The organism is Nitratiruptor sp. YY08-26, from assembly GCF_016593215.1.
GTDB classification, from domain to species: Bacteria; Campylobacterota; Campylobacteria; order Campylobacterales; family Nitratiruptoraceae; genus Nitratiruptor; species Nitratiruptor tergarcus.
This window is the reverse complement of record NZ_AP023064.1, coordinates 14,255-35,300: the sequence shown is the minus strand read 5'-3', so window position 1 is coordinate 35,300 and position 21,046 is coordinate 14,255. Positions and strand designations below refer to the sequence as shown.

Here is a 21,046-nt window from a genome sequence, read left to right as displayed (position 1 = left end):
TTCCTATGCTATAATTTCCCAAAAAAAATAAAGTAGTGTCAATGAAAAGAATAGCAATATTCTCCTTTTTAATTGTATCAATTTTACAAGCAGTAGAGATAAAAATTGTTCCAGACACCAATATCTCTATCACTCAGTCAGAAATAGAGATGGTAATTAGAAATTTTTTACAAAACCATCTTAAAATCAGCAAGAAAGATGCACAAAAATATATCCGAGAAAATCGGATTCTCTCGAACGAATTTATAAAGCGATATTCCGCGCCTAACGATCTCTTGATGGCCTTGCGATTGAAAGCAGAAAAAGAGCTGGCTACTTTGTTTGTCAAAAAAAATCAAGAAAAGATTAAAATAGATCAAGATGTACTAGAGTCTTACTACAAAACGCATTCCAAAGAGTTTGTTCAAGAAGAGAAAATTCATTTTACCGCTTATAAATTTTCAGATTTCGAAAAAGCATTGAAATTTTATCGAGCTAACGGTAAAGAGAAAGCAGGGGATACAGTCGATATAACATTGCCTAAAAGTCAGATCAATCCATTGATCGCTTCACTTTTTGACAAAGCTAAAGTTGGTGAATTGACTCCTCCAGTATTTTATGGAGGAAATTACGTTGTATTTAAAATTAACAAAATAGAACCTACAAAAAAATTGAGTTTAGAAGAGAGTAGGCCAAAAATCAAAAAAGTTCTTTTGCAAAAAATATTTCCCCAAATAAAAAAGAAACTGATTGAGCAGTGCCAATGAGTCATCTTCGTTATCTTTTTTTGATATCTGTTTTAATATTTTTGAGTGGATGTGCACATAAGGTTACATTAGCTCAAATTTCACCGAAATTTCAGTCAAAATCTTCAAAAGAGCGTCAACTTGTCCAGCGGTATAAAGAGTATTGGGATTATTTTGCTAAAAAACAGTTTGAAAAAGCTTACTATTACGAGCTTCCTCACCAAAGATTCCTTCATTCGCTCAAGTGGTATAAGGAATTCAATGAGCCAAACGATCAAAACTATACTACCATTCTTCGATCTATCAATTTCCCAAATAATTATACGGCTAATATCCACTCTACTTATATTTCCCAAGATAAGAAAACGTCTTTTAATTTCACAGACAAATGGTATCTTATTGGTGGAGAATGGTATCATTTGATGAAAACAACAAAATTACCAACTTTTCATCAAAATATAGACTAAAAGTGATGAATCTAAATTAAAAGCAAGCTATTTTTAATTTAAATTTTAAATTTAAATGATATAATAAACAGGTAGAAAACAACACCAGCAAGCTCGAGCAAGAGTTGGTGTAGTTTATAAACTTACATGTAAGGAGAAAAAATGACGTTAAAGAGACTTATGCTTTCAGGTGTTGCAGCACTATCTATCCTAGGTTCTAGTGCATTCGCAGCAGATAATTCAGGGGCTGTTAATATTGCAACTGACGGAACAGGTGATTATCTTGTGTTTCCATATTATGCAGCGACTACTGCAGGAAATTGGAAAACAAATATTAGAGTTGTAAATACAAACCCTACTCAATCTATCGTTGCGAAAGTAGTTATTAGAGAATGGAAAACAAGTGCAGAAAAACTTGACTTTCCTATCTATTTAACTCCTGGTGATGTTTGGGAAGCGACTCTTGAAACCGACAGCAATGGTAACGTTGTATTGGTATGTAACGATGATTCTATGATTGTCAAAGGTGTTCCAGCGAGCGTTACTCCACAAAGAGTTCCTCTTTTCCCTGCGGAAGGTCTTCAAGACAACCACTATGGATATATTGAAGTATTTGGTGTAGGTCAAATCGCAGCTTCAGCTGTTCCAGATATGGACAACGATGGTAACACTTGGGCTTTGAATAGACCACAAGATAAAGATGATCTATATGCCTACTATAAAGCGACTTTAAATAATGGAGTAAATCCAGGTAACATATGGAGTGGTGTAGATACCACGAGTATGTATGGACAAGAAATTCTTTTTGCAAAAAATCAATACGGTAATCTTGCTATGACGCTTCCAGCAACTGCACTTGAAGGTGTTACAGGAAGTAAAGCAAATACAAAAAGAGTAATTGCAGCAGATACTAAAGCTGGTAATGTTATCATTCCTGATGCTGGACAAACAGTTACTGGCGTGTTGCTAAAAGTTTCTGAAGCTTTAAGAAAAACGCATTTATATGCAACATACTATGATAATGGTCAAGGTGGAGTAGCTGATACTGTATTGCTTTTGACTCAACCTATGAAAAAATATCTCCATCCTACAACACCTCTGAATAATTCTCCTATTGGATATTCTTTTGATAATAGTAAAGATGGTGATGCAAGTACAGTCTCTTTGATGGATTACTACCTCAAGTACTCGACTGTTGCAAGAGATATGGAAGAACATACCAATATACAGACAACCGAATTCTCAGGTGGTAAACAAATAGTCCGTACTTGTAATACAGAAATTTGTATCTGGGATGTCGCAAGTTATACAGGATCTTTCACAAACGGATATGTTGACTTCGATCTTACTGGAAATAAAACATGGTTTAATAAAAGGAAAGGAATCCACGGTATTCCAACACTTATGACTGCTAAAAATGTATCTGGAACAAACGTAACAAACGTTATCAAGCCAGCATATAGTAAGTAATTCTAAAAGGGCTTTTTGCCCTTTTATTCTTCTACAACTCTCTTCTAACATAGCTATAACAAAATTTTGTTATTATTCCGATAGTATTATTATAATCTTTGGAAGGTCAAACAATGCTAAAATACTTTTTTACTCTTGTTGCAATCATTCAAATTGCTGGTTATGCTGGCTCTTTTGTTTCTCTTTATGATGGACGATTTCTTGCTACTATACTTGGTAATAAAGATTTTTTGAATAACAACAATGTCTTGACCATTAGTAAAGATTATATATTAGTGCAACATGCTAATAAGACAAAGGATGGAGAGTATTATCATCCTAATGGTTGGTTACGTCTCAAGTATTATATTCCTGCTGGAACATCTGTTGATTTTGTTATTGCCACTCTTCCAAATACTAGTATGAGAATAGATTTAAAATATAGAGGAGATAATAATCCTACTTTAGATCATATAAATTATTTACCTGCTTCTGTGGTATTAAGTGCCAAAGATGATTTATTATATAGCAATGAACAACCAACTATAAAACATCTTGCGATTAATACTTTCAGTCAAGCAGCATATGATATGGATGAAGGGGGATGGGTTTATGTTACTATTGTAGAAAACAATGCGGAAGCTCACGGAGACCATGGTTATGTAGAAACTGCGACTGTTCGTGTTGATTGTACAATGGAAATTATTGACAAGGACAAATTCAAAAAATGGCTTTATGGTACGACATTTTTAAGCCCGGGAGGAGATCCTGTAGATGCCATTGAGCAACTTGAGGAGTATGATCATATATTAGAAAATAATAATTTGAAGGATATTAAAAGAGTTATTAAGCTAAATCCAGATGGCAACTATACGTTGGATAAAGATACTGATGTATTTACAACATCTATTCATTTTTCGGTGCAGCCTACAGTTTCTATTGATTCCCAAGAAAATGACAATGAAAATTATGAAATAATAGACTTCTCCTCAACAAATCAACCAAAAACTGCTACGATAGCTAATTCGATTACATCGATGATACCAGAAAATAATTTAAGCAAAGAGCAAAAAGAGACTATTGTAACATTGAAATCTAAGTCTTTTCCTGTTAGTGGATATTTTGTTCAAGTAAAAGATGAATGGATTTATGTTTCGAACAAAACGAAAAATATTTACAAACTCAAAGGTATGGAAGAAGATAATCGTACTTTAAAATGGATAGAAATACCAAATCTCACTCCTATTATAACTTCGTCTAGCATTCGATTTGTTTCAAGTGATAATAGTGATAATATAGTTCAAGAAAATCAAAGTAGCGAATATAGCAATATAGATTCATCTTCTTCAATTAAATCTTGTCCATCAGGATATAGCTATGATCCAGATTTAGGATACTGTACAAGCAATAGAGGGAATGAGGGAGCTTCTTACTCTTCTACTTCTTCTGTTCAACAAAATAGTAATAACATTCTTCCAACTAGTAATATTACAACTAATATTACAATTCAATCTTCATCTTCTTCAATTAAATCTTGTCCATCAGGATATAGCTATGATCCAGATTTAGGATACTGTACAAGCAATGGATAAAAAATTATTATATATTTTAATAATAGGGGGAATAGGGATATTGACATGGATCTTTATTCCTTCAACTACAACATCTTCTAATACAATACAAATCAGCAAGATACAAAATTCTTCATCATCTGCGTCATCGATTGTTATAGAAACAAAGCAAAGTTCCTCTTTTGTTTCATCATCTTCTAAAGCACAAATTCCTTTGTATAAAGAGAAAAAAGTCAAATATTATATAGAAGATAAAGATTTTAAAATAGCTCTAATTGACACCAATCTAGAAGATGAGAATGTTACAATAAATTCAGGATATAAAAAAGTTATTGGCTCATTAGATGGACATAGGTTTATCCTAAAAATTCCTATTCAAAGTCTTGAAAATGGAAATTTGAAGCTGGTTATTATTAAAAGTGGTTTCAAGGAGAAAAAGGAGCTCGATGCGAATTTTATAAAAGAATTGAATACACTTTCCCCTCAAGAAGAGTATCATTTAAAAATAAATTTTGATAATATATCTAATTATCAAACCGACATTCAGGAAAAGCAATCACTCCTTCCCACGCCAGTATCATGAAAAAATCTTTCACTATTATTGAGGTGATTATTTCTGTCGTTATTTTAACTCTTATTGGGACTGCACTTTTAAAAAATGCTGGCGTTAATCTCAATTTTTTGAAAAAAATCATCCAAAAAAATGAAACGATTCACTATATGACCATTATCTCTTTGCATCGAAACCCAAATTTTAATCATCTTAGCAAACATTTGGAGGACTTTTTGGATAAAAGCTATTTTATAGATGATGATGGACTTCAAAAATTGTTGAAAAAGACAAAAGTGCAGTATCAAGAGCAAGATATAAAAATATCTATGCCGGTATTGGAAGGATTTAAAAAAGAAGAAGAGACAACCTCCAATCCTATTGATATCTCATTTATTAAAATATACGCAAGATTTGAAAATAGTGGAGATTTTTTATATGTGTTACAGCTCAATGAGTAAAAATGCTTTTACACTTATCGAATTGATGGTATCTATTGCCTTGACGGTCATTGTTGTTCTCTTTTTATATAAAGCTCTTGCTTTGCAGACAATCACAAACAATGTTTTGACCAAAAATGCTAATAGTTTATCCTTTCAAGATAAAATATTTTTGCTGATGTATCAAGATTTGAGCGAGTCCAATGTTACGCAGATATCAAAGAGCTATAATAGAGATTATGATCTGCTTTATCTTCAGACAAAAAACTCTCTTCATGCTATTCCTTTTCCTTATGTGGCTTATTATGTTAATGCTAAAAAGAAAACTCTTGTTAGATTGGAGTCTGCTTATCCTATTAAATTTCCTATACCAAGCGAGCACATACAGTATATCTACGCAGATGTCTTGATAGATGAAATTGAAAAATTTCGTATTTTTGGCCAAAATGGAGCAAATGCAAAGCCTCCAAGAGAGCTTTTACCAGGAGAAGCTCCAAGGAAGATTCCCTCGAATAAAAAAGTTACGCACTCTTTCTTAATCTATTTTAACAAAAATAAAAAAAACTATCTTTTTGAAATTGTGAGAGATTAATAGACAACTAACCTTTTTTAATGTATAATTTTTGGAAATTCGTTAAATCCCACTATTAAGGAAGTGTATAATGCAGAAAACGAGAATGATAAGTGTAATAGCAGCTTCACTATTGACCGCTACTGTTGTCTTTACAGGATGTGGAGGTGGCGGATCTTCTACAGCTGTATCAAGTTCTAGTAGCTCTGTTTCCAGCAGTGTGAGTTCAAGTACATCCAGTAGTTCCGTCTCTAGCAGTGTTAGCTCAAGCAGCTCTAGTAGCTCAGTATGTTTACCAGGACAAGAATGTGGTGGTTCCAGCAGCTCAAGTAGTGCTCCAACTATCAAAACAGTAAAAGTTTCTGATGGATATGTGTTGATGGCTACAGTGACCTGTGAGGAAGCAAATGGAAGTGTTCTTGCCCAAGCAATTGCGACATCTACTCCTGGTGCATATCAATTTGCTGATGTTGCAAGTTGTCCAGTGATTGCTGCAAAAGATGGTATCAATGATGTGAATGGAAATGGCCAAGCTGATGCAGGTGAGCCATACGCACCTCAGATGGTAGCTCCTGGAAGTTACCAAAATGTCAACCCATATACTGTTCTTATTCAACATGGTATGACTCCAGCTGAAGTGGCTGCAGCTTTCGATTTGCCAGCTGATACAAATTTCGATGTAGCTATTCCTGAAGCTTCTGCTGAAGTGAGAAAAAATGCAGTATTACTTTCAGCTCTTCTTTCTTATATCGAATCTAAAAATGCTGTTACAAAAGGTCTTTTGCCTACGCCAGAAGATCAATCTTCTAGTGAGGAGTCTTCAAGTTCTACAACATCTTTTTTAGTGAATACTCTCAGTGATTTAATTCAAGCATTGAAGAATGGACTACGTTTAAATGATATTTTGCCAGAGCCTTTGAAGCCTTTGGGAGAAAAGCTTGAAAATGCAACTCCAGATAAATATGATGATGAGGCAGCTGAATATCTTGCTCTATTTAATGGAGCATATCAAGCTGGAACAAGCAGCAGTTCTAGTGAAGCATCTTCCAGCAGTGAAATTTCTGGTGGAAATCTTCTACCAATACCAGGAGAAAGTACATCAACGAACACTGGTAATTCAAGTGAAGCAAGCAGTAGTTCTGAAGAAAGCAGTTCTAGTGAAGCAACTTCAAGTTCTGAAGAAAGCAGCTCTAGTGAAGCAACTTCAAGTTCTGAAGAAAGTAGCTCTAGTGAAGCATCTTCAAGTTCTGAAGAAAGTAGCTCTAGTGAAGCAACTTCAAGTTCTGAAGAAAGCAGCTCTAGTGAAGCAACTTCAAGTTCTGAAGAAAGTAGCTCTAGTGAATGTGAAGAGCTTCCAGGTGGTGGAAGTACTTGTGAATCTTCAAGTTCTGAAGAAAGCAGTTCAAGCGAAGCAACTTCAAGTTCTGAAGAAAGTAGCTCTAGTGAAGCATCTTCAAGTTCTGAAGAAAGCAGCTCTAGTGAAGCATCTTCAACTTCAAATGGCGGAGGAGCTTTTGAAGGTTTAGGTGGAAATGAATCTAGTGAAGCAACTTCAAGCTCTGAAGAAAGCAGTTCTAGTGAAGCAACTTCAAGCTCTTCAACTTCAAGTGGTGGAGGAGCTTTTGAAGGATTGGGAGGCTAAGCATATAAAGCAGGACAAAAAGCATAATAAAAAAATTATGCTATACTATATTCTGTATTTATAAACCAAACCAGCAGCACCAAGCGACTCAAAGAGAGGTTCTCCAACCTCTCCTTCCTTAATTTATCACCATCAAAAAAAATAATAATAAAAATAATATAGTAAGGCAAAAATCTATGAAAAGGTATTTTTTAGCTATTTTATTGATAGCAACATTTTCCTATGGCTTGCAATTATCTATTTCTCCAGATAAGAATGTATCTGTTACGAAGAGCGATATAGATGCTTTAAAATTTTATACCAAAGAAAAATTCCATTTTATAATGAATGAAGATGGAGCAAAAAAGATCGCAAAAGAAAATAGAATTTTAGCTAATGCCTATTTAAAAGAAGGACTACTCACTCCTTTTAAAAAAAGAGTAATCTTGATTCAAGTAGAAAAAGAGTTAGCTGACCAATATGTAAAAAGATTACAAAAATCTATTCATCTCTCCGAAAAAGTTTTAAAGTCCTATTATTACGATCACCTCAAACAATTTAAAAAGTCAGATGAAGTACAACTTGTACAATATAGATTTAAAACATTTGAAGATGCTTTAACGTTTTACCGTAATCCAAAAAAAGGTCTTAAATATACTAAAAAAAATGTCGGCTGGAAAGAACTGAATCGTATCGTCAATCCCTATAGAGCAATTATATCTTCTACAAAAGTTGGTGGATATACACCTCCTTTTGTTGTAGGTAAAAATACCTATGATATATTTTATGTGAAGAATAAGAAAATTAATAAAGATAGCTATATTCCATTTGAAAAAGTGAAAAAAAATATTGCTGAAATTCTTTATAAGAAAACTTTTGATCGAGCAAGGGAAAAAGTTTTGGAGAAATATCAATGAGGGTATTTCTCCAGTGTTTCTCTATTGTTTTTATTATTTTTTTAACAGGATGTAGTCCAATTACTTCACAACCTCGATACTCCAATATTGAAGTTTCAGTAAAAATTGATAAAAATCTAGCAAATCGTTTTTCTCAATATTGGTATTATAGACTTCATAATCAATATAAAAAATCCTATATGTTTGAACTTCCTTATCAGCGTTATTTAATCCCTCTACAAGAGTATAAAGGTTTAGTGGGAGGTTATGGAAAAGGAGCAAAAATAATTCTTTATGATGCTATATTTCCAAATTCCCGTACAGCTATAATAAAAAAGAAGATTGTTACAAATAAGAGCGTATTATTTTCAAAAGATAAATGGATTTTAGTAGATGGAATATGGTATCACAAATTTTTTCAAAATGTTCTTCCACCTAAAAATGAGGAAGAAGCAGAGTTTCAATAGAAAATCCTGAATATAGTTCAGCAATGAGATTACCGAAAAAGTGCAATAGATTACTTTAGTATATCGGAATAATACAATAAAGTAAAATATTATAATTTTTGTGTTATAATCAAATTGCTTAGATATGGATATAAATAGATGATTAAGGTAGAGCTATTTATCTTAATCGTCAACGAATCTTAATTAAAGGAAGGAGAGACTATGAGTCTTAAAAGAGTTTTGGTATCTGGTGCTGCGGCGCTAGCGTTGGTTGGGACTGCTGCAACAGCGGCAATTCATGTTGAAAAAGATGGGACAGGTGACTATCTTATTTCTCCAGTCTATTTTGCAAACGGTAACGGATGGCAAACAAAAATCAAAGTAGTGAATACAAATACTACTTCTGCTGTAATTGCAAAAGTTATCGTAAGAGAAGGTAAATCTTCAAAAGAGTTGGTAGACTTTCCTCTATTCTTGACTCCAGGTGATGTATTTGAAGCTACAATTGCAGCTGGTAACGATGGAGATATTTATATTAAATCTGATGATGACTCTGTTATAGTGAAGGCAGATGGTACTCCTGGACTTAATGTAGACTTGACTGCTTTAAGAGCACTCTTGAACACTGATTGTGATACAGATGAGAAAAAAGGGTATATAGAGGTCATAGGATTAGGTGATTTTAATGAAAGTACACTCAAAAGTTGGGATCCTACATGGAAAGTTGATTGTCCATATAGTAAAGAAATTCTTTTTAGAAATGTGAAAGGCCTTACAACAGCTGACTTGAACTTAACTGGTGCCGTTGATGTGGCAGATAGTGATTTGATGGGACAACAAATTATCTACCGAAATGTAAGTGATGATAATGGAAAACGTGCTATGTTCCTCAATATGTTAGCATTTGGTGATACATCGAATGAAGCAGCTATGGGTACAGGGGTTCTTGGCCCAGATACAGGAATCGATGCAATCTATGGCGCACCTGTTTTAGTAGAGTTAAAAAATGAACTTGCTAAAAATCATGTCTATGTAATGTATGAAGGTAATAGTGATTTAAAAGCTGATCCGTTCATGACTATTTTTACATATCCGTATTGGAAGGTTGGGGCAGACGCTGCAGATTGTGATGCTTATTATACTTTGAGTGAAACTGATGTAGCTTTTAGAGATATGAATGAAACTGCTGCATATTGTGATCACTCTTGTGATGATACTCAAGATGGAGACTATCTCTCTGGACCTACTCCAGACAATCCTGAATGTCCTGAACATAATATGACAGACGAAGTTCAAATTGTTTTCTTGCATGATGAAGGCCATCCAGATGCATGGGCAAATAAATATCTCTTTAAATCAGGTGGATATATAGATATCAATCTTCCTGATGATACAACTGACTACGCGAATGATTTAACGTGGAAGGGACTACCTATTATCCCAACTACTTTCTATGCGAAGAAAGTTGGTGATCTTTATCTCAACAACCATCTCTACAATCAATATAGAAAAGATCCAAAACCAGAAGAAGATTAATTATCTACTTATAATAGGGCTTTACGCCCTATTTACATACTCCTAACGCTTTTTTTGCTACTATCCGATAATAACTAACGATTCCCTATATACGAGGTTCAAATGAACGTTATTGTATTTATTGTGTTACTCTTAACCTCTTTTAGTTTACATGCTTCTACTGCCTACAAATCATTGTATCAAAATCCTGATATGTATAATGATAAAGTTGGTTTTCATAATAAGCTATTGGCAAGTGGTAATAAATTGGTTGTTTCCTATACGGAGCTAAATTACAAAGGTGAACAGATAAAATGCCAAGAAGCTAATAATAGCGTATGTATTTATGAACCTGATCCCCATAAATTCAAATGGTGTAGTGATAAATGGTACCGCTATAGAGTCTATATTCCAAAAGGAACGAATCTTACTATGAAAATAGGCTCCACTAGGAATACTACATATGGAATGCTTTATTATTTTGTACCAGATGGGTCAACAGTAAAAGATGTAGATCTAAATGCTTTTAAAACAGAAAAAGAATTTTCAACGAAAGAGAAAGCTAAAAAGTATTTACTTGATGGATATAATGTATTGTATCAACCTATTAACATAGTAAAATGGTTCTATTTTAAAAATGTTCCAAAAAGCGGATGGCTTTATATTAATTTAAATCAAGCATCTTCAATTGAACGTTCCTACCAAGGATATGTACGAATAGCAAAACCTTATCTATTAGCCATACATGATGGCTTTCCTACTTCCGCTACCGGGAAAAATGCATTAATAAACTCTTTACATTTTGATTCTCATGGTGATCCGGTAGAAAATTTTGCTATTTTACATGAAAAGCAAAAATCCTGTAGTGGACAGAATGTTCTTGATATTGTCGGGACAGGAAACAGTAGTGCGGTAGATATGAGAGTCGATACTACACAAAACGGAGATATTTTACATTATGCTCTTCAATTTTTTTCTGGAAAGCATATTATTGAAGGTATCTCTAAAAAAGGAATTGATGGAAAGATCAACCATAATATTACAATAAGTGCTCATATAGATTCTTGTTTACAGTTTGTAAATGTCCATAGTTCGATAGAAGGAGATGCCTTTTATTCTGCAGATGGGAAAAATTGGGGAAATAAAAGTGATGCAAGCCGGTATGTGAAGTTTGAATACCAAAGTCCAGATAGTAGTGGTGTGGTATTGGATGAAGAGCAATACATCAAAATAGGTATGGAAGTAAAGAAAGTTGGTAATTGCCAGAAAACAATAACTAATTTTGGGGCTCGATATAAGGTTGAGGAAGAGATAAAAGAGATCAATATATCTAAGACTTCTTATTTTAGTTCATGGACTAGCAGCAGTGGGGATTCAAACGATAATCAAAGTGAAAGAGAAAAAGCACTATCCTGTACTTATAATGGTGGAAAACCTATTGTAGTAAATGGGAAATATCAAGGCTGTGAATATGAACGTGGTTCATCTTTATCTTCAAGTTCTGAAGCAAGCAGTTCTAGCAAAGCATCTTCAAGCTCATGGACTAGCAGCAGTGGGGATTCAAACGATAATCAAAGTGAAAGAGAAAAAGCACTATCCTGTACTTATAATGGTGGAAAACCTATTGTAGTAAATGGGAAATATCAAGGCTGTGAATATGAACGTGGTTCATCTTTATCTTCAAGTTCTGAAGCAAGCAGTTCTAGCAAAGCATCTTCAAGCTCATGGATTAGCAGCAGTGGGGATTCAAACGATAATCAAAGTGAAAGAGAAAAAGCACTATCCTGTACTTATAATGGTGGAAAACCTATTGTAGTAAATGGGAAATATCAAGGCTGTGAGTATGAACGTGGTTTATCTTTATCTTCAAGTTCTGAAGCAAGCAGTTCTAGCAAAGCATCTTCAAGCTCATGGACTAGCAGCGTAAGCAACAATTCATTATTAGACAAAGAGAAAATAGCTCAAATAGTTGCAAATAGGAGTTTTCCGATTAAAGGTTACTATATTCATTATGATGAATCAGATCCTTTTGGATGGTTGTATATAAGCAAGACGAAATCGGTAGTGGCAAAAATAGAAAAACCAACTGATGAAAAATATAACTGGAACTATATCCATTCGGCTTATCGTCATCAATATGCTTTTGATAATATCACCATAAATGAAAATAGTGTCTCTTTCGGTAAAAACCTTCTTACGGAGATAATGGGAGACAATTCATTATTAGACAAAGAGAAAATAGCTCAAATAGTTGCAAATAGGAGTTTTCCGATTAAAGGTTACTATATTCATTATGATGAATCAGATCCTTTTGGATGGTTGTATATAAGCAAGACGAAATCGGTAGTGGCAAAAATAGAAAAACCAACTGATGAAAAATATAACTGGAACTATATCCATTCGGCTTATCGTCATCAATATGCTTTTGATAATATCACCATAAATGAAAATAGTGTCTCTTTCGGTAAAAACATGTTAATACCGTTATCATCACAAGAAGAATCTTCCAGTAGTGCAAGTAGTGTTTCATCACAAGAAGAATCTTCTAGTAGTGCAAGTAGTGTTTCATCACAAGAAGAATCTTCTAGTAGTGCAAGTAGTGTTTCATCACAAGAAGAATCTTCTAGTAGTGCAAGTAGTGTTTCATCACAAGAAGAATCTTCCAGTAGTGTAGGAGCATTTGGTGGTATCGCATAAGAATGCTATTTTAATTATTTTTGTATTGAGTGCAATCATAATAGTTGGGGGACTTCTCTTTTTTCAGCCATTATCTCATTATATTTCAGATGAAAAAGTAGCTAAATCTATTGCTAAGTATCAAGAAAATTATGATCTTCAGATAAAATCTTTACAAAAACAAGAAAAATCCATTAAAAATACAAGATACCGCTCTGTAAAGAAAGAAGAAAAAAAAAGAGATCCAAAGATAAAATATGTAGGTACAGATCTCTATCGTAAATATGTGATCACTCTTATAGATAAAAATCCAGAAGATAAAGATATCTTTCTTTCAAATAATCAAAAAGATTCTGTCTTAGTTAATGGAGAGATTGATGGAAATCAATTCACCCTTCAAGTCCCTAAAAGAATTGTAGATAGTCCCAATTTAAAATTAAAAGTTGTTGATCGAAAAACAGGAAAGTCACAAACCTATTCAGCAGATTTTATCAATACTCTCTCCTCTCTATCCAAAAAAAAATATTTTACTGTGAAATTAAATTTCAGTAATCCTGAAAAAATAGAAACAAATATATATACACCAGAAGGGCCAGGAGCGTTCGAGGGAATACAATAAAGGGACTAAATATTGAGATTTTTTCTTCCTTTTCTACTCTTTCTTCCTCTCTTTGGATGGGAGTATTACAATCATGGTTCCTTGCAAACCCTCACCTCTTTGCCTCAACATAATCGCTCTTTAAATATTCGCTATTTCAAAGATAAAAGAGGTAATATCATTGGCGTTACCAATCGGGTCATCATCAAACCAAAAAGTAGATGCACAAAAAGATATACCCAAAAATACTCTCACAAAAAGCTTCCAGATGGCTCCATTGTGCTCTTTACCCATGATCCCAAAGAGACCTTTGAAGTAGCTAACGAGATTTACGAAAGCGGTTGTGCTCTTTTTTCTCATCCAGATTTTTTGCTTTTTCCCAAAAAACGCTCCTTCGATCCTCTCTTCAACCCTTTAGAGTGGACATTTCATAACTATGGCCAGCATGGCTCCATGTCAGATATCGATCTCGATGTCTATGAAGCGTGGCAATATGCCAGTGGCAAAGGGGTTAATGTAGCCGTTATTGATAACGGCTTCGATCTTACCCATCCAGATCTTAAAGGATCTTTCATTGCCCAGACTGATCTGGTGCAGATGGATGGCGATGCCTCATACGACAATACATATGAACTACACGGTACTGCCTGCGCGGGACTTATCGCTGCCAGGAAGAATGGCATAGGAGTCCAGGGCATTGCCTATAATAGTTCCTTGATAGGTATCAAGCTTATCGGCTCCTACCCTTCAGGAGAGGATCGGCCACTCTATGTCTCTACAATTTTAGAGTCTTTCTTATTTGCCAACGAAGCTGGGGCAGATGTGATCAACTGCAGCTGGGGGACTTACGATGTGGCAGATGCCGTTCGCTATATTATCGATAAAGTGGCCTATGAAGGGAGAAATGGAAAAGGGACCCCGATTGTATTTGCCAGTGGCAACGAAGGGAGAGGTCAGTGGTACTGGGGTGATGACGAGTCAGCTCTGGAGAGCGTCATCGCCGTGGGCGCGGTGACTAATTTTGGCCAAATTGCATGGTATAGCAACTACGGTCCGGCTCTTGATTTTGTCGCTCCCAGCGGAGGAGGGACGCTGGCAGTTACCACCACGGATATCCAAGGTCCTCTAGGCTATGCCGATGGCAGTTTTGGACATCCAAACTACTGCTTTTCCACCGATATCACTGGATTTAATGGGACTTCTGCAGCCGCTCCTCAGGTAAGCGGAGTGATCGCTTTGATGCTCCAAAGAGCTCCAGAGCTTACCAGAGATCAGGTAGTAGAGATTCTCAAAAATACCGCCAAAAAAGTAGGAGACATCCCATACGAGTATGGCCGCAATGACTATTATGGCTATGGACTCGTTGATGCTGATGATGCGGTAAAAGAGGCAATCAAATATCATGTACGCTCCCAGATATCTGGTCACACCTTTGGATTGGCTGGCTATTTTATCCATATAGGCCCCCATCCTTTCGACTGGGTCTATATCTCTTCCAATAGGAATCTTGTAGCCAAGCTTGCCGGCATTGATGAGCAGCGTCAGCTTTTGTGGAATCCTATTTTGCTTGGAGCCTTCGATCGTATTGATATTCAAGATGGAGAAGTGATTTTTGGAAGTTCCAGCGATCCTTTTGGCCAAAAGCTAGCGAATAGAAGCTACCTGATTAGCGGATATTTTACTCATTATGGCCCAGATGCCTATGATTGGGTCTATGTTGCTGCCTCTTCACATAAGAGCTATAAACTCGAAGGTCTCTCTTACGAAAAGACCTTTTTATGGGTCGATCTTGATCTTTTGGGTGAAATAGAGAAAAACAGCATCCATTTTCGATAAAATACATCTAAAAAAGATTGTAGCTCATGGATAAAAAGGCAACTCTTGCGGCTCTCTTTTTAGTGATACTCGGGTTTTTTACTTACTTTTATAACTATCAAAATCCTCCAAAACAGTTCTGGGACGAGAACTACCATATTGCTTCGGCGCAAAAATATATCGATCGGGTTATGTTCATGGAGCCTCACCCCCCCCTTGGAAAGATGCTAATCGCTCTGGGTGAAGTACTTTTGCATCCAAATGAACAGATCGATAAAAAGGGATTCGACTCCACCGACTATATCAAGAGGTTTCCAAAAGGGATGAGTTTTGCTGGATATCGGTTTTTTCCCACTCTCTTTGCGTGGCTCAATGTAGTGCTCTTTTTTCTCATTCTTAAAGAGCTCACCGGTCATATGCTACTCTCATTTTTTGGTTCCTTCCTCTATCTATTTGACAACGCTCTTATCGTCCATAGCCGGGCTGCAATGCTTGAATCGATCCAGCTCTTTTTTGTTTTCTTGGCAATCTTGTGGTTTGTGAGGCAATATGAGGCTCCCAAAAAGATATGGGAATATCTTCTTCTTGGAATCTTTACGGGATTTGCTTTGGCTGTCAAAGCCAACAGTGCTATTTTGTTTTTGCTCTTTGTGTTGTGGGTATTCAAAGATATTCGTTCCTTTGGCCTCTCATGGAAAAAGATATGGCAGACACTGGCTTATGGCGCGGGGGCTGCAGCAATCTTTTTAGGTGTTTTTTATCTCCATTTCGCTTTTGGCCAGAAAGTGGTTGAACACCGCTACTATGCTGCATCTAAAGAGTACAAACAGATTTTGGCCAAAAAAGAGAGTGCTGATCTTAAACACTTTTGGATTATGCTGCGAGACAATCTCAAATATATGAGCGACTATCAAAAAGGGGTACCCAAACTCAACCTCTGCAAACCAGGTGAAAATGGATCTTTGTTTATAGGTTGGCCCCTTGGAATTAAAGCTATCAACTATCGATGGGAGAAGCATGGCTCTGAGGTACGATATATTTATCTGCAAGGTAATCCTGTCACCTGGATGATTGGATTTCTCGCGGTACTGCTTAGCGGCGTACTTGTCTTATCTGTATGGCTCTTTGAATTGCCGGTGAAAAATAGGCGTACATTCGAGTTTATCACTTCTTTCTTCTTCATCTATATCTCCTACATGATCGCGGTGGGACAGATTCCAAGGGTGATGTATCTTTACCACTATTTCATTCCTCTAACTATTAGCTATATTTTGGCTGTTTTGCTGCTTTTTTATCTCTATGAAGAGGAGATCAAAAAAGGAGATAAACTCGTTTGGACAAGTGTGGTTTTGATAGCCACAGCCATCGTATTTGCCTGGTGGTTTTTCAGTCCGTTTACTTACTACAAACCTTTAAATACGGAACAATTCAATGAAAGGGTCTGGTTTGATTTTTGGCAACTCAAAGCTATTCGATAGACGATGGGCTCTTTTGCTCTTCGCTCTGGTCCTGTGGGGCTGGATAGGATATAGTATATTTTCTCACACAACCGCCAAAATTTTAAAGGTTACCATCATCCAGTCTAAAACACCGGTAAGATTTTTAGATGACAGAATCGTTCCGATCAAAAAAGAGGTTCTCTGGATCGATAGACTCTACTTTCCCAGAGGCAACGAGCTTCGTCATCCGCTCTATGGTTATCTTGGATATACCCATGATTTTGTAGCCTTGTTTGATGGGAAATTCAAGCTCGAAAAAGAGATACCTGTCACTTTTACCATCTACTCCGATGATGGCTTTCGACTCAAAATTGACGGTCATACTGTGATGAAGTATCCAAACGATCGGCCATTTTCCAAAAGTGAGCGGACAGTGACACTGACTCCTGGAGTCCACTCCTTGCATATCAAATATTTTCAAGGATTTGGTCAGCTGGGGATTATTGGCTACTATAAAACCAATAGGCGTCATCTTATCGGCCAGAGCTCCAAAGATTTGCAATTTTTGGAGCAATAAATGATAGTAAAACAATACTGCTACAATATTAAGTTGCTATTGTTAAGCTCTTTTTGTCTAAAAAGTGAACAATATTTAAAAAATATTACTGAAATATCTTTTCAATATTGTTTCAATATCCAAAAGGCCATTTCATGATAGGAAAATTTTTTATTGTCGGTGCGATCTCAACGGCTGTGGACTATCTACTCTATTCTCTGTTGGTTTTTGTAGGAATCCCCTATTACATTGCTATTGTGATAGGATATATGACAGGACTTGTAGCCAACTTCTTTTTGGCTAGAAAAAGCGTCTTTACCAAGGGGAGCCGATTTGAAAAGCTTCATCACGAATTTTTGGCAGTCTTTTCGGTCTCGATCGTTGCGGTGGCTCTTAATATCCTTATCGTCTGGTTTTTGGCCAAATTCGGGGTGGACTACTATAGCGGTCGGGCTATCGCACTGATAATCGTATTCTTTTTTAACTACTATGCACGAAAAGGATTTATCTATGTCGCCTAAGCCGTTTACTCTGGCAATGGTGGTGCCTTGCTACAACGAAGAAGAGGTTCTACCGACAACTATCAATGAACTGGAAAAACTTCTGGATCGCCTTAAATCCAAGGGCTTGGTGGATGAGAAGAGTTTTATCTGTTTTGTCGATGATGGGAGTCGGGATCGTACGTGGGAATTGATCCAAGAGGAAGCTGTTAAGCCGCACATCAAAGGACTCAAGCTCTCTCGAAACTATGGCCATCAAAATGCTCTGCTCGCTGGTCTCTTCTACGCCGAAGGGCTGTGTGATGCGGCGGTCTCCATGGATGCAGACCTCCAAGACGATATCAGTGTTGTAGAGCAGATGTGCCAAAAATATCAAAAAGGATACGAGATCGTCTACGGAGTTCGCAAACGCCGTGATACCGATACCCTTTTCAAACGAATCACCGCAGAGGGCTTTTACAAGGTGATGCGATTCATGGGGGTTGATATCATTGAAAATCATGCCGACTTTCGATTAATGAGTAAGCGAGCCCTTTTCTGGCTCAAAGAGTTTGAAGAGGTCAACCTCTTTTTGCGAGGTATCATCCCCCTTTTAGGACTAAAAAGCGATAAGGTTTATTATGACCGCAAAGAGCGACTAGCTGGAGAGAGCAAATACCCTCTTAAAAAGATGCTGGCATTTGCCTGGGATGGAATCACCAGCTTTTCGGTAGCTCCTTTGCGACTCATCACCTTTTTGGGCATTGCTGTTTTGGTGGTGAGTTTGCTGCTCTCTATCTGGGCCATTTTGGCCAAAATCAGTGGTCAAGCAGTATCGGGATGGACATCAATGATGCTAATCGTGCTTTTTTTGGGTGGTGTGCAGATGCTCTCTATCGGTATCATTGGAGAATATATTGGTAAAATATATAAGGAGACCAAACGGCGTCCAAGATTTTTTGTGGAGAAGATAGAGGGATGAAAGATATTCCCAAATTTTTGCCAGCGAGGGTAATCAAAAAGCACAATTCCCTCACCGATGGAGCCATTCCTGGAACCCCTAGGCAGGTATTGCCTGATCGTTTACTCAACGCTTTGTACTACAAATATGAAAAAGAGGGGCCAGAATTTGAACTCTCATTACAAGAGCTCAAAGAGCTGGTAGGCCTTGCCAAAGAAAAGGACGACCAGCGCATCTACAACACCATTGCTATTTTGCAGCATCCTATCCAGATTCGCAACTTTTCTTACAAAGGCCAAGAAATCACTTGGCTTAGCGCTCCATTTTTGGCTATGGCAATTAGATACAAACAAAAAAACACCAAAATCTTATTCAAGATCGAGCCGATGGTACTCGAAGCGATCAAACAAAAAGGGGGTTACACCCCTTTGGATATTAATATTTGTAATCGGTTCAAAACCAAATATGGCCTCAAAATATATGAGATGTATCAACGATACCGCTCCTTACCCAACCGTATCAGCGAAATCAGCAGTAACGACATCGGTGTCATCAAAAAAACTCTAGATGAACTCAACTTTTTATTCTCCACACGCTACACAAGCCCTTCGAAACTTCTGGATAGACAAGAAAAGGCTCCTATCAATAGAGGCTTGAGAGAGATCCAAAGAGTAACAGGAGAGGTGATCGAATGCTTTTATGATAAATACCAAAAACTCTTTGTCTTTAGCTGGGGGCGCGATATAAGCAAAGAGCGCTATCCTACTCCCGAATGCATTATCCCAACAGTGAGCGTAGCACCTTTCGCCAAATGGTATACCGACCATTTCGTTGATCGGGTCAAGAGTCGATCAGGGTACCTTCAAAATGTGATTGAGCGCATCTATGCCAATACGCTAAGCAATATCGAGCGATACTATCAGCTCTTTTTACTCGAACGAGGTAAAGATCCTCAAAAGTGTTTCGATCATCGAAGAGGAAAGTTTATCTGCTAAAGAAATTATCAGCACCGGCTAGGGGAAAACCCCAGCCAGTACAAAGGAGTATTGGAATTACTTCGTGAATCTTATCCAATTTCCCTCTTTTGTTATCGTGATATCATTTGGTAATCGTGTCCATCTAAAATAATAGTCTTCGGTTACCCCTTTTTCAAGTTTATAAGCTTTTCGTAAAGAGATAGGGACATAGAGCCAATCAAAATTACTATTTCCATAGTGGAGGTAATATCCTTTGATTGGAAAGCTCTTGTTTTTTACTTGATTGAGCACCTCATTTGGATCACTTGTTTCAGTAATGATTGGAATTGCATTGATGCCACAAGATTTTGGATCTTGACGACACTGCTCCAGTTTATGTTCGATGATCTGGCCTACCACCTCTTTGGTATATACTAAATTTGAATTTGATGCTCCTGGCATCTCCTCTACTTCATTTTCATAATCTTCTACAGACCCATATTCAATATTAGACTCGCATCCTAAGGAGCTCACAGATGAGCTAGAAGAAAATGAATAGCAAGATGATTGACCGGGTATAGGTTCACAATATAATGAAGATGAGCTAGATGAGTAAGAAGAAGATGTATTTCCAGAGGATATTGTTCCATTACTCAAACATACCCCATCAGCCCACGTTCCTCCATGGCTTTCACAATAGCTTTGTGTTTGCAATTCACTGCTACTAGTATTATCCTCCTCTATAATTGGTAAGGCTGATGGATAACTAGATGAAGAATAACTATAGCTTGAGCTGCTGTGAACATTTTTAGGATAAAATGTACCATAAAGTGGCTTCAATTGATACCTTGCATAGACTATAGCATTTGCTGCACCTTCAGATGTTCCAAAATAGTAGTCTCCAGAAATAGTAGTCCCATTAAAATTTAAAAAATACCAATCATTATATTCTGAATAAGGCTTTCCTGACAAACATGCTAAATCATAGGTATTCAGTTTTCCGCATATCATTACATGCATTGCCCTAGAATCTGTTGTTCGTGTTCCTATTATTACCTTATCCTCATTATCATAATACGAAAATCGTAATGTATCTTCATAAAAAGAATTCTCATATTGATAATGGACAATAGCGTATCCACCAATATATTTGGAAGCCTCATATGGAGGCAAGTCACTAGTTCCGCGAATATATCCCTGACTATGCAAACTGTTTTTAAATATTTCAAGCTTTTTCACCATCTTATCAACATCCGCAAACATGAGAGAAACCAAAAACCCAAGAAGCAGAAGAGGTCTCATATTTCATCCTTTTTAAGGTAGTAAGGAAAATTGT

20 protein-coding genes are annotated in these 21,046 nt (G+C 36.4%); 19 read left to right on the top strand and 1 reads right to left on the bottom strand.

Annotated elements, in window-relative coordinates; translation table 11 throughout:
- Positions 1 to 290: 290 nt before the first annotated feature.
- The 19 genes from JG738_RS10355 (at position 291) to JG738_RS10265 (ending at position 19,749) form a co-directional block, all read left to right on the top strand.
- Positions 291 to 746 carry a peptidyl-prolyl cis-trans isomerase gene (locus JG738_RS10355; protein ID WP_201340479.1) on the top strand — a complete coding sequence of 152 codons (456 nt, stop codon included), beginning with the start codon at positions 291 to 293 and terminating at the stop codon, positions 744 to 746.
- Positions 743 to 1,192 carry a hypothetical protein gene (locus tag JG738_RS10350; protein ID WP_199201740.1) on the top strand — a complete coding sequence of 150 codons (450 nt, stop codon included), beginning with the start codon at positions 743 to 745 and terminating at the stop codon, positions 1,190 to 1,192. The genes JG738_RS10355 and JG738_RS10350 overlap by 4 nt, the downstream gene beginning before the upstream one ends.
- Before the next feature lie 141 nt (positions 1,193 to 1,333).
- Complete coding sequence (locus JG738_RS10345; protein WP_201338763.1) at positions 1,334 to 2,641, top strand: hypothetical protein; 1,308 nt, start codon at positions 1,334 to 1,336, stop codon at positions 2,639 to 2,641.
- 113 nt (positions 2,642 to 2,754) lie between these two features.
- Complete coding sequence (locus JG738_RS10340) at positions 2,755 to 4,212, top strand: hypothetical protein (RefSeq protein ID WP_199201738.1); 1,458 nt, start codon at positions 2,755 to 2,757, stop codon at positions 4,210 to 4,212.
- Entirely contained in the window at positions 4,205 to 4,774 is a 570-nt protein-coding gene (locus tag JG738_RS10335) for a hypothetical protein (protein WP_199201737.1), read from the top strand. Before JG738_RS10340 ends, JG738_RS10335 begins: the two co-directional genes overlap by 8 nt.
- The gene (locus JG738_RS10330; protein WP_199201736.1) at positions 4,771 to 5,202 is read left to right on the top strand and encodes a hypothetical protein; all 432 of its coding nucleotides are present in this window, start codon (positions 4,771 to 4,773) and stop codon (positions 5,200 to 5,202) included. Before JG738_RS10335 ends, JG738_RS10330 begins: the two co-directional genes overlap by 4 nt.
- Positions 5,165 to 5,773, top strand: a complete 609-nt coding sequence (locus tag JG738_RS10325) for a type II secretion system protein J (protein WP_236583244.1) — start codon at positions 5,165 to 5,167, stop codon at positions 5,771 to 5,773. The genes JG738_RS10330 and JG738_RS10325 overlap by 38 nt, the downstream gene beginning before the upstream one ends.
- Before the next feature lie 70 nt (positions 5,774 to 5,843).
- Positions 5,844 to 7,394 carry a hypothetical protein gene (locus tag JG738_RS10320; RefSeq protein WP_201338762.1) on the top strand — a complete coding sequence of 517 codons (1,551 nt, stop codon included), beginning with the start codon at positions 5,844 to 5,846 and terminating at the stop codon, positions 7,392 to 7,394.
- A gap of 176 nt (positions 7,395 to 7,570) precedes the next feature.
- Positions 7,571 to 8,290: a peptidylprolyl isomerase gene (locus tag JG738_RS10315; RefSeq protein ID WP_199201733.1), complete on the top strand. Its 720-nt coding sequence runs from the start codon at positions 7,571 to 7,573 to the stop codon at positions 8,288 to 8,290.
- Positions 8,287 to 8,736 (top strand): hypothetical protein, encoded by a 450-nt coding sequence (locus JG738_RS10310; protein ID WP_199201732.1) that lies wholly within the window; start codon positions 8,287 to 8,289, stop codon positions 8,734 to 8,736. The genes JG738_RS10315 and JG738_RS10310 overlap by 4 nt, the downstream gene beginning before the upstream one ends.
- Before the next feature lie 201 nt (positions 8,737 to 8,937).
- Positions 8,938 to 10,251, top strand: coding sequence for a hypothetical protein (locus JG738_RS10305; RefSeq protein ID WP_199201731.1), 1,314 nt, complete (start codon positions 8,938 to 8,940; stop codon positions 10,249 to 10,251).
- A gap of 102 nt (positions 10,252 to 10,353) precedes the next feature.
- Positions 10,354 to 12,927, top strand: coding sequence for a hypothetical protein (locus tag JG738_RS10300; RefSeq protein WP_199201730.1), 2,574 nt, complete (start codon positions 10,354 to 10,356; stop codon positions 12,925 to 12,927).
- Complete coding sequence (locus JG738_RS10295) at positions 12,914 to 13,525, top strand: hypothetical protein (protein WP_199201729.1); 612 nt, start codon at positions 12,914 to 12,916, stop codon at positions 13,523 to 13,525. Before JG738_RS10300 ends, JG738_RS10295 begins: the two co-directional genes overlap by 14 nt.
- A 12-nt stretch (positions 13,526 to 13,537) precedes the next feature.
- On the top strand, positions 13,538 to 15,340 hold the full coding sequence (locus JG738_RS10290; protein ID WP_199201728.1) for a S8 family serine peptidase: 1,803 nt from the start codon (positions 13,538 to 13,540) through the stop codon (positions 15,338 to 15,340).
- Between the two features lie 26 nt (positions 15,341 to 15,366).
- The gene (locus tag JG738_RS10285; protein WP_199201727.1) at positions 15,367 to 16,797 is read left to right on the top strand and encodes a phospholipid carrier-dependent glycosyltransferase; all 1,431 of its coding nucleotides are present in this window, start codon (positions 15,367 to 15,369) and stop codon (positions 16,795 to 16,797) included.
- On the top strand, positions 16,766 to 17,335 hold the full coding sequence (locus JG738_RS10280) for a hypothetical protein (RefSeq protein WP_201338761.1): 570 nt from the start codon (positions 16,766 to 16,768) through the stop codon (positions 17,333 to 17,335). Before JG738_RS10285 ends, JG738_RS10280 begins: the two co-directional genes overlap by 32 nt.
- A gap of 134 nt (positions 17,336 to 17,469) precedes the next feature.
- Positions 17,470 to 17,835, top strand: coding sequence for a GtrA family protein (locus JG738_RS10275; RefSeq protein ID WP_199201759.1), 366 nt, complete (start codon positions 17,470 to 17,472; stop codon positions 17,833 to 17,835).
- Entirely contained in the window at positions 17,825 to 18,775 is a 951-nt protein-coding gene (locus JG738_RS10270; protein ID WP_199201760.1) for a glycosyltransferase family 2 protein, read from the top strand. The genes JG738_RS10275 and JG738_RS10270 overlap by 11 nt, the downstream gene beginning before the upstream one ends.
- A complete protein-coding gene (locus JG738_RS10265) occupies positions 18,772 to 19,749 on the top strand; it encodes a replication initiation protein (RefSeq protein WP_199201758.1) in 978 nt (325 codons plus the stop codon). Before JG738_RS10270 ends, JG738_RS10265 begins: the two co-directional genes overlap by 4 nt.
- Before the next feature lie 57 nt (positions 19,750 to 19,806).
- Here the strand turns inward: JG738_RS10265 and JG738_RS10260 are convergent, their stop codons facing one another.
- Positions 19,807 to 21,012 carry a hypothetical protein gene (locus tag JG738_RS10260; RefSeq protein WP_199201757.1) on the bottom strand — a complete coding sequence of 402 codons (1,206 nt, stop codon included), beginning with the start codon at positions 21,010 to 21,012 and terminating at the stop codon, positions 19,807 to 19,809.
- Positions 21,013 to 21,046: the final 34 nt, after the last annotated feature.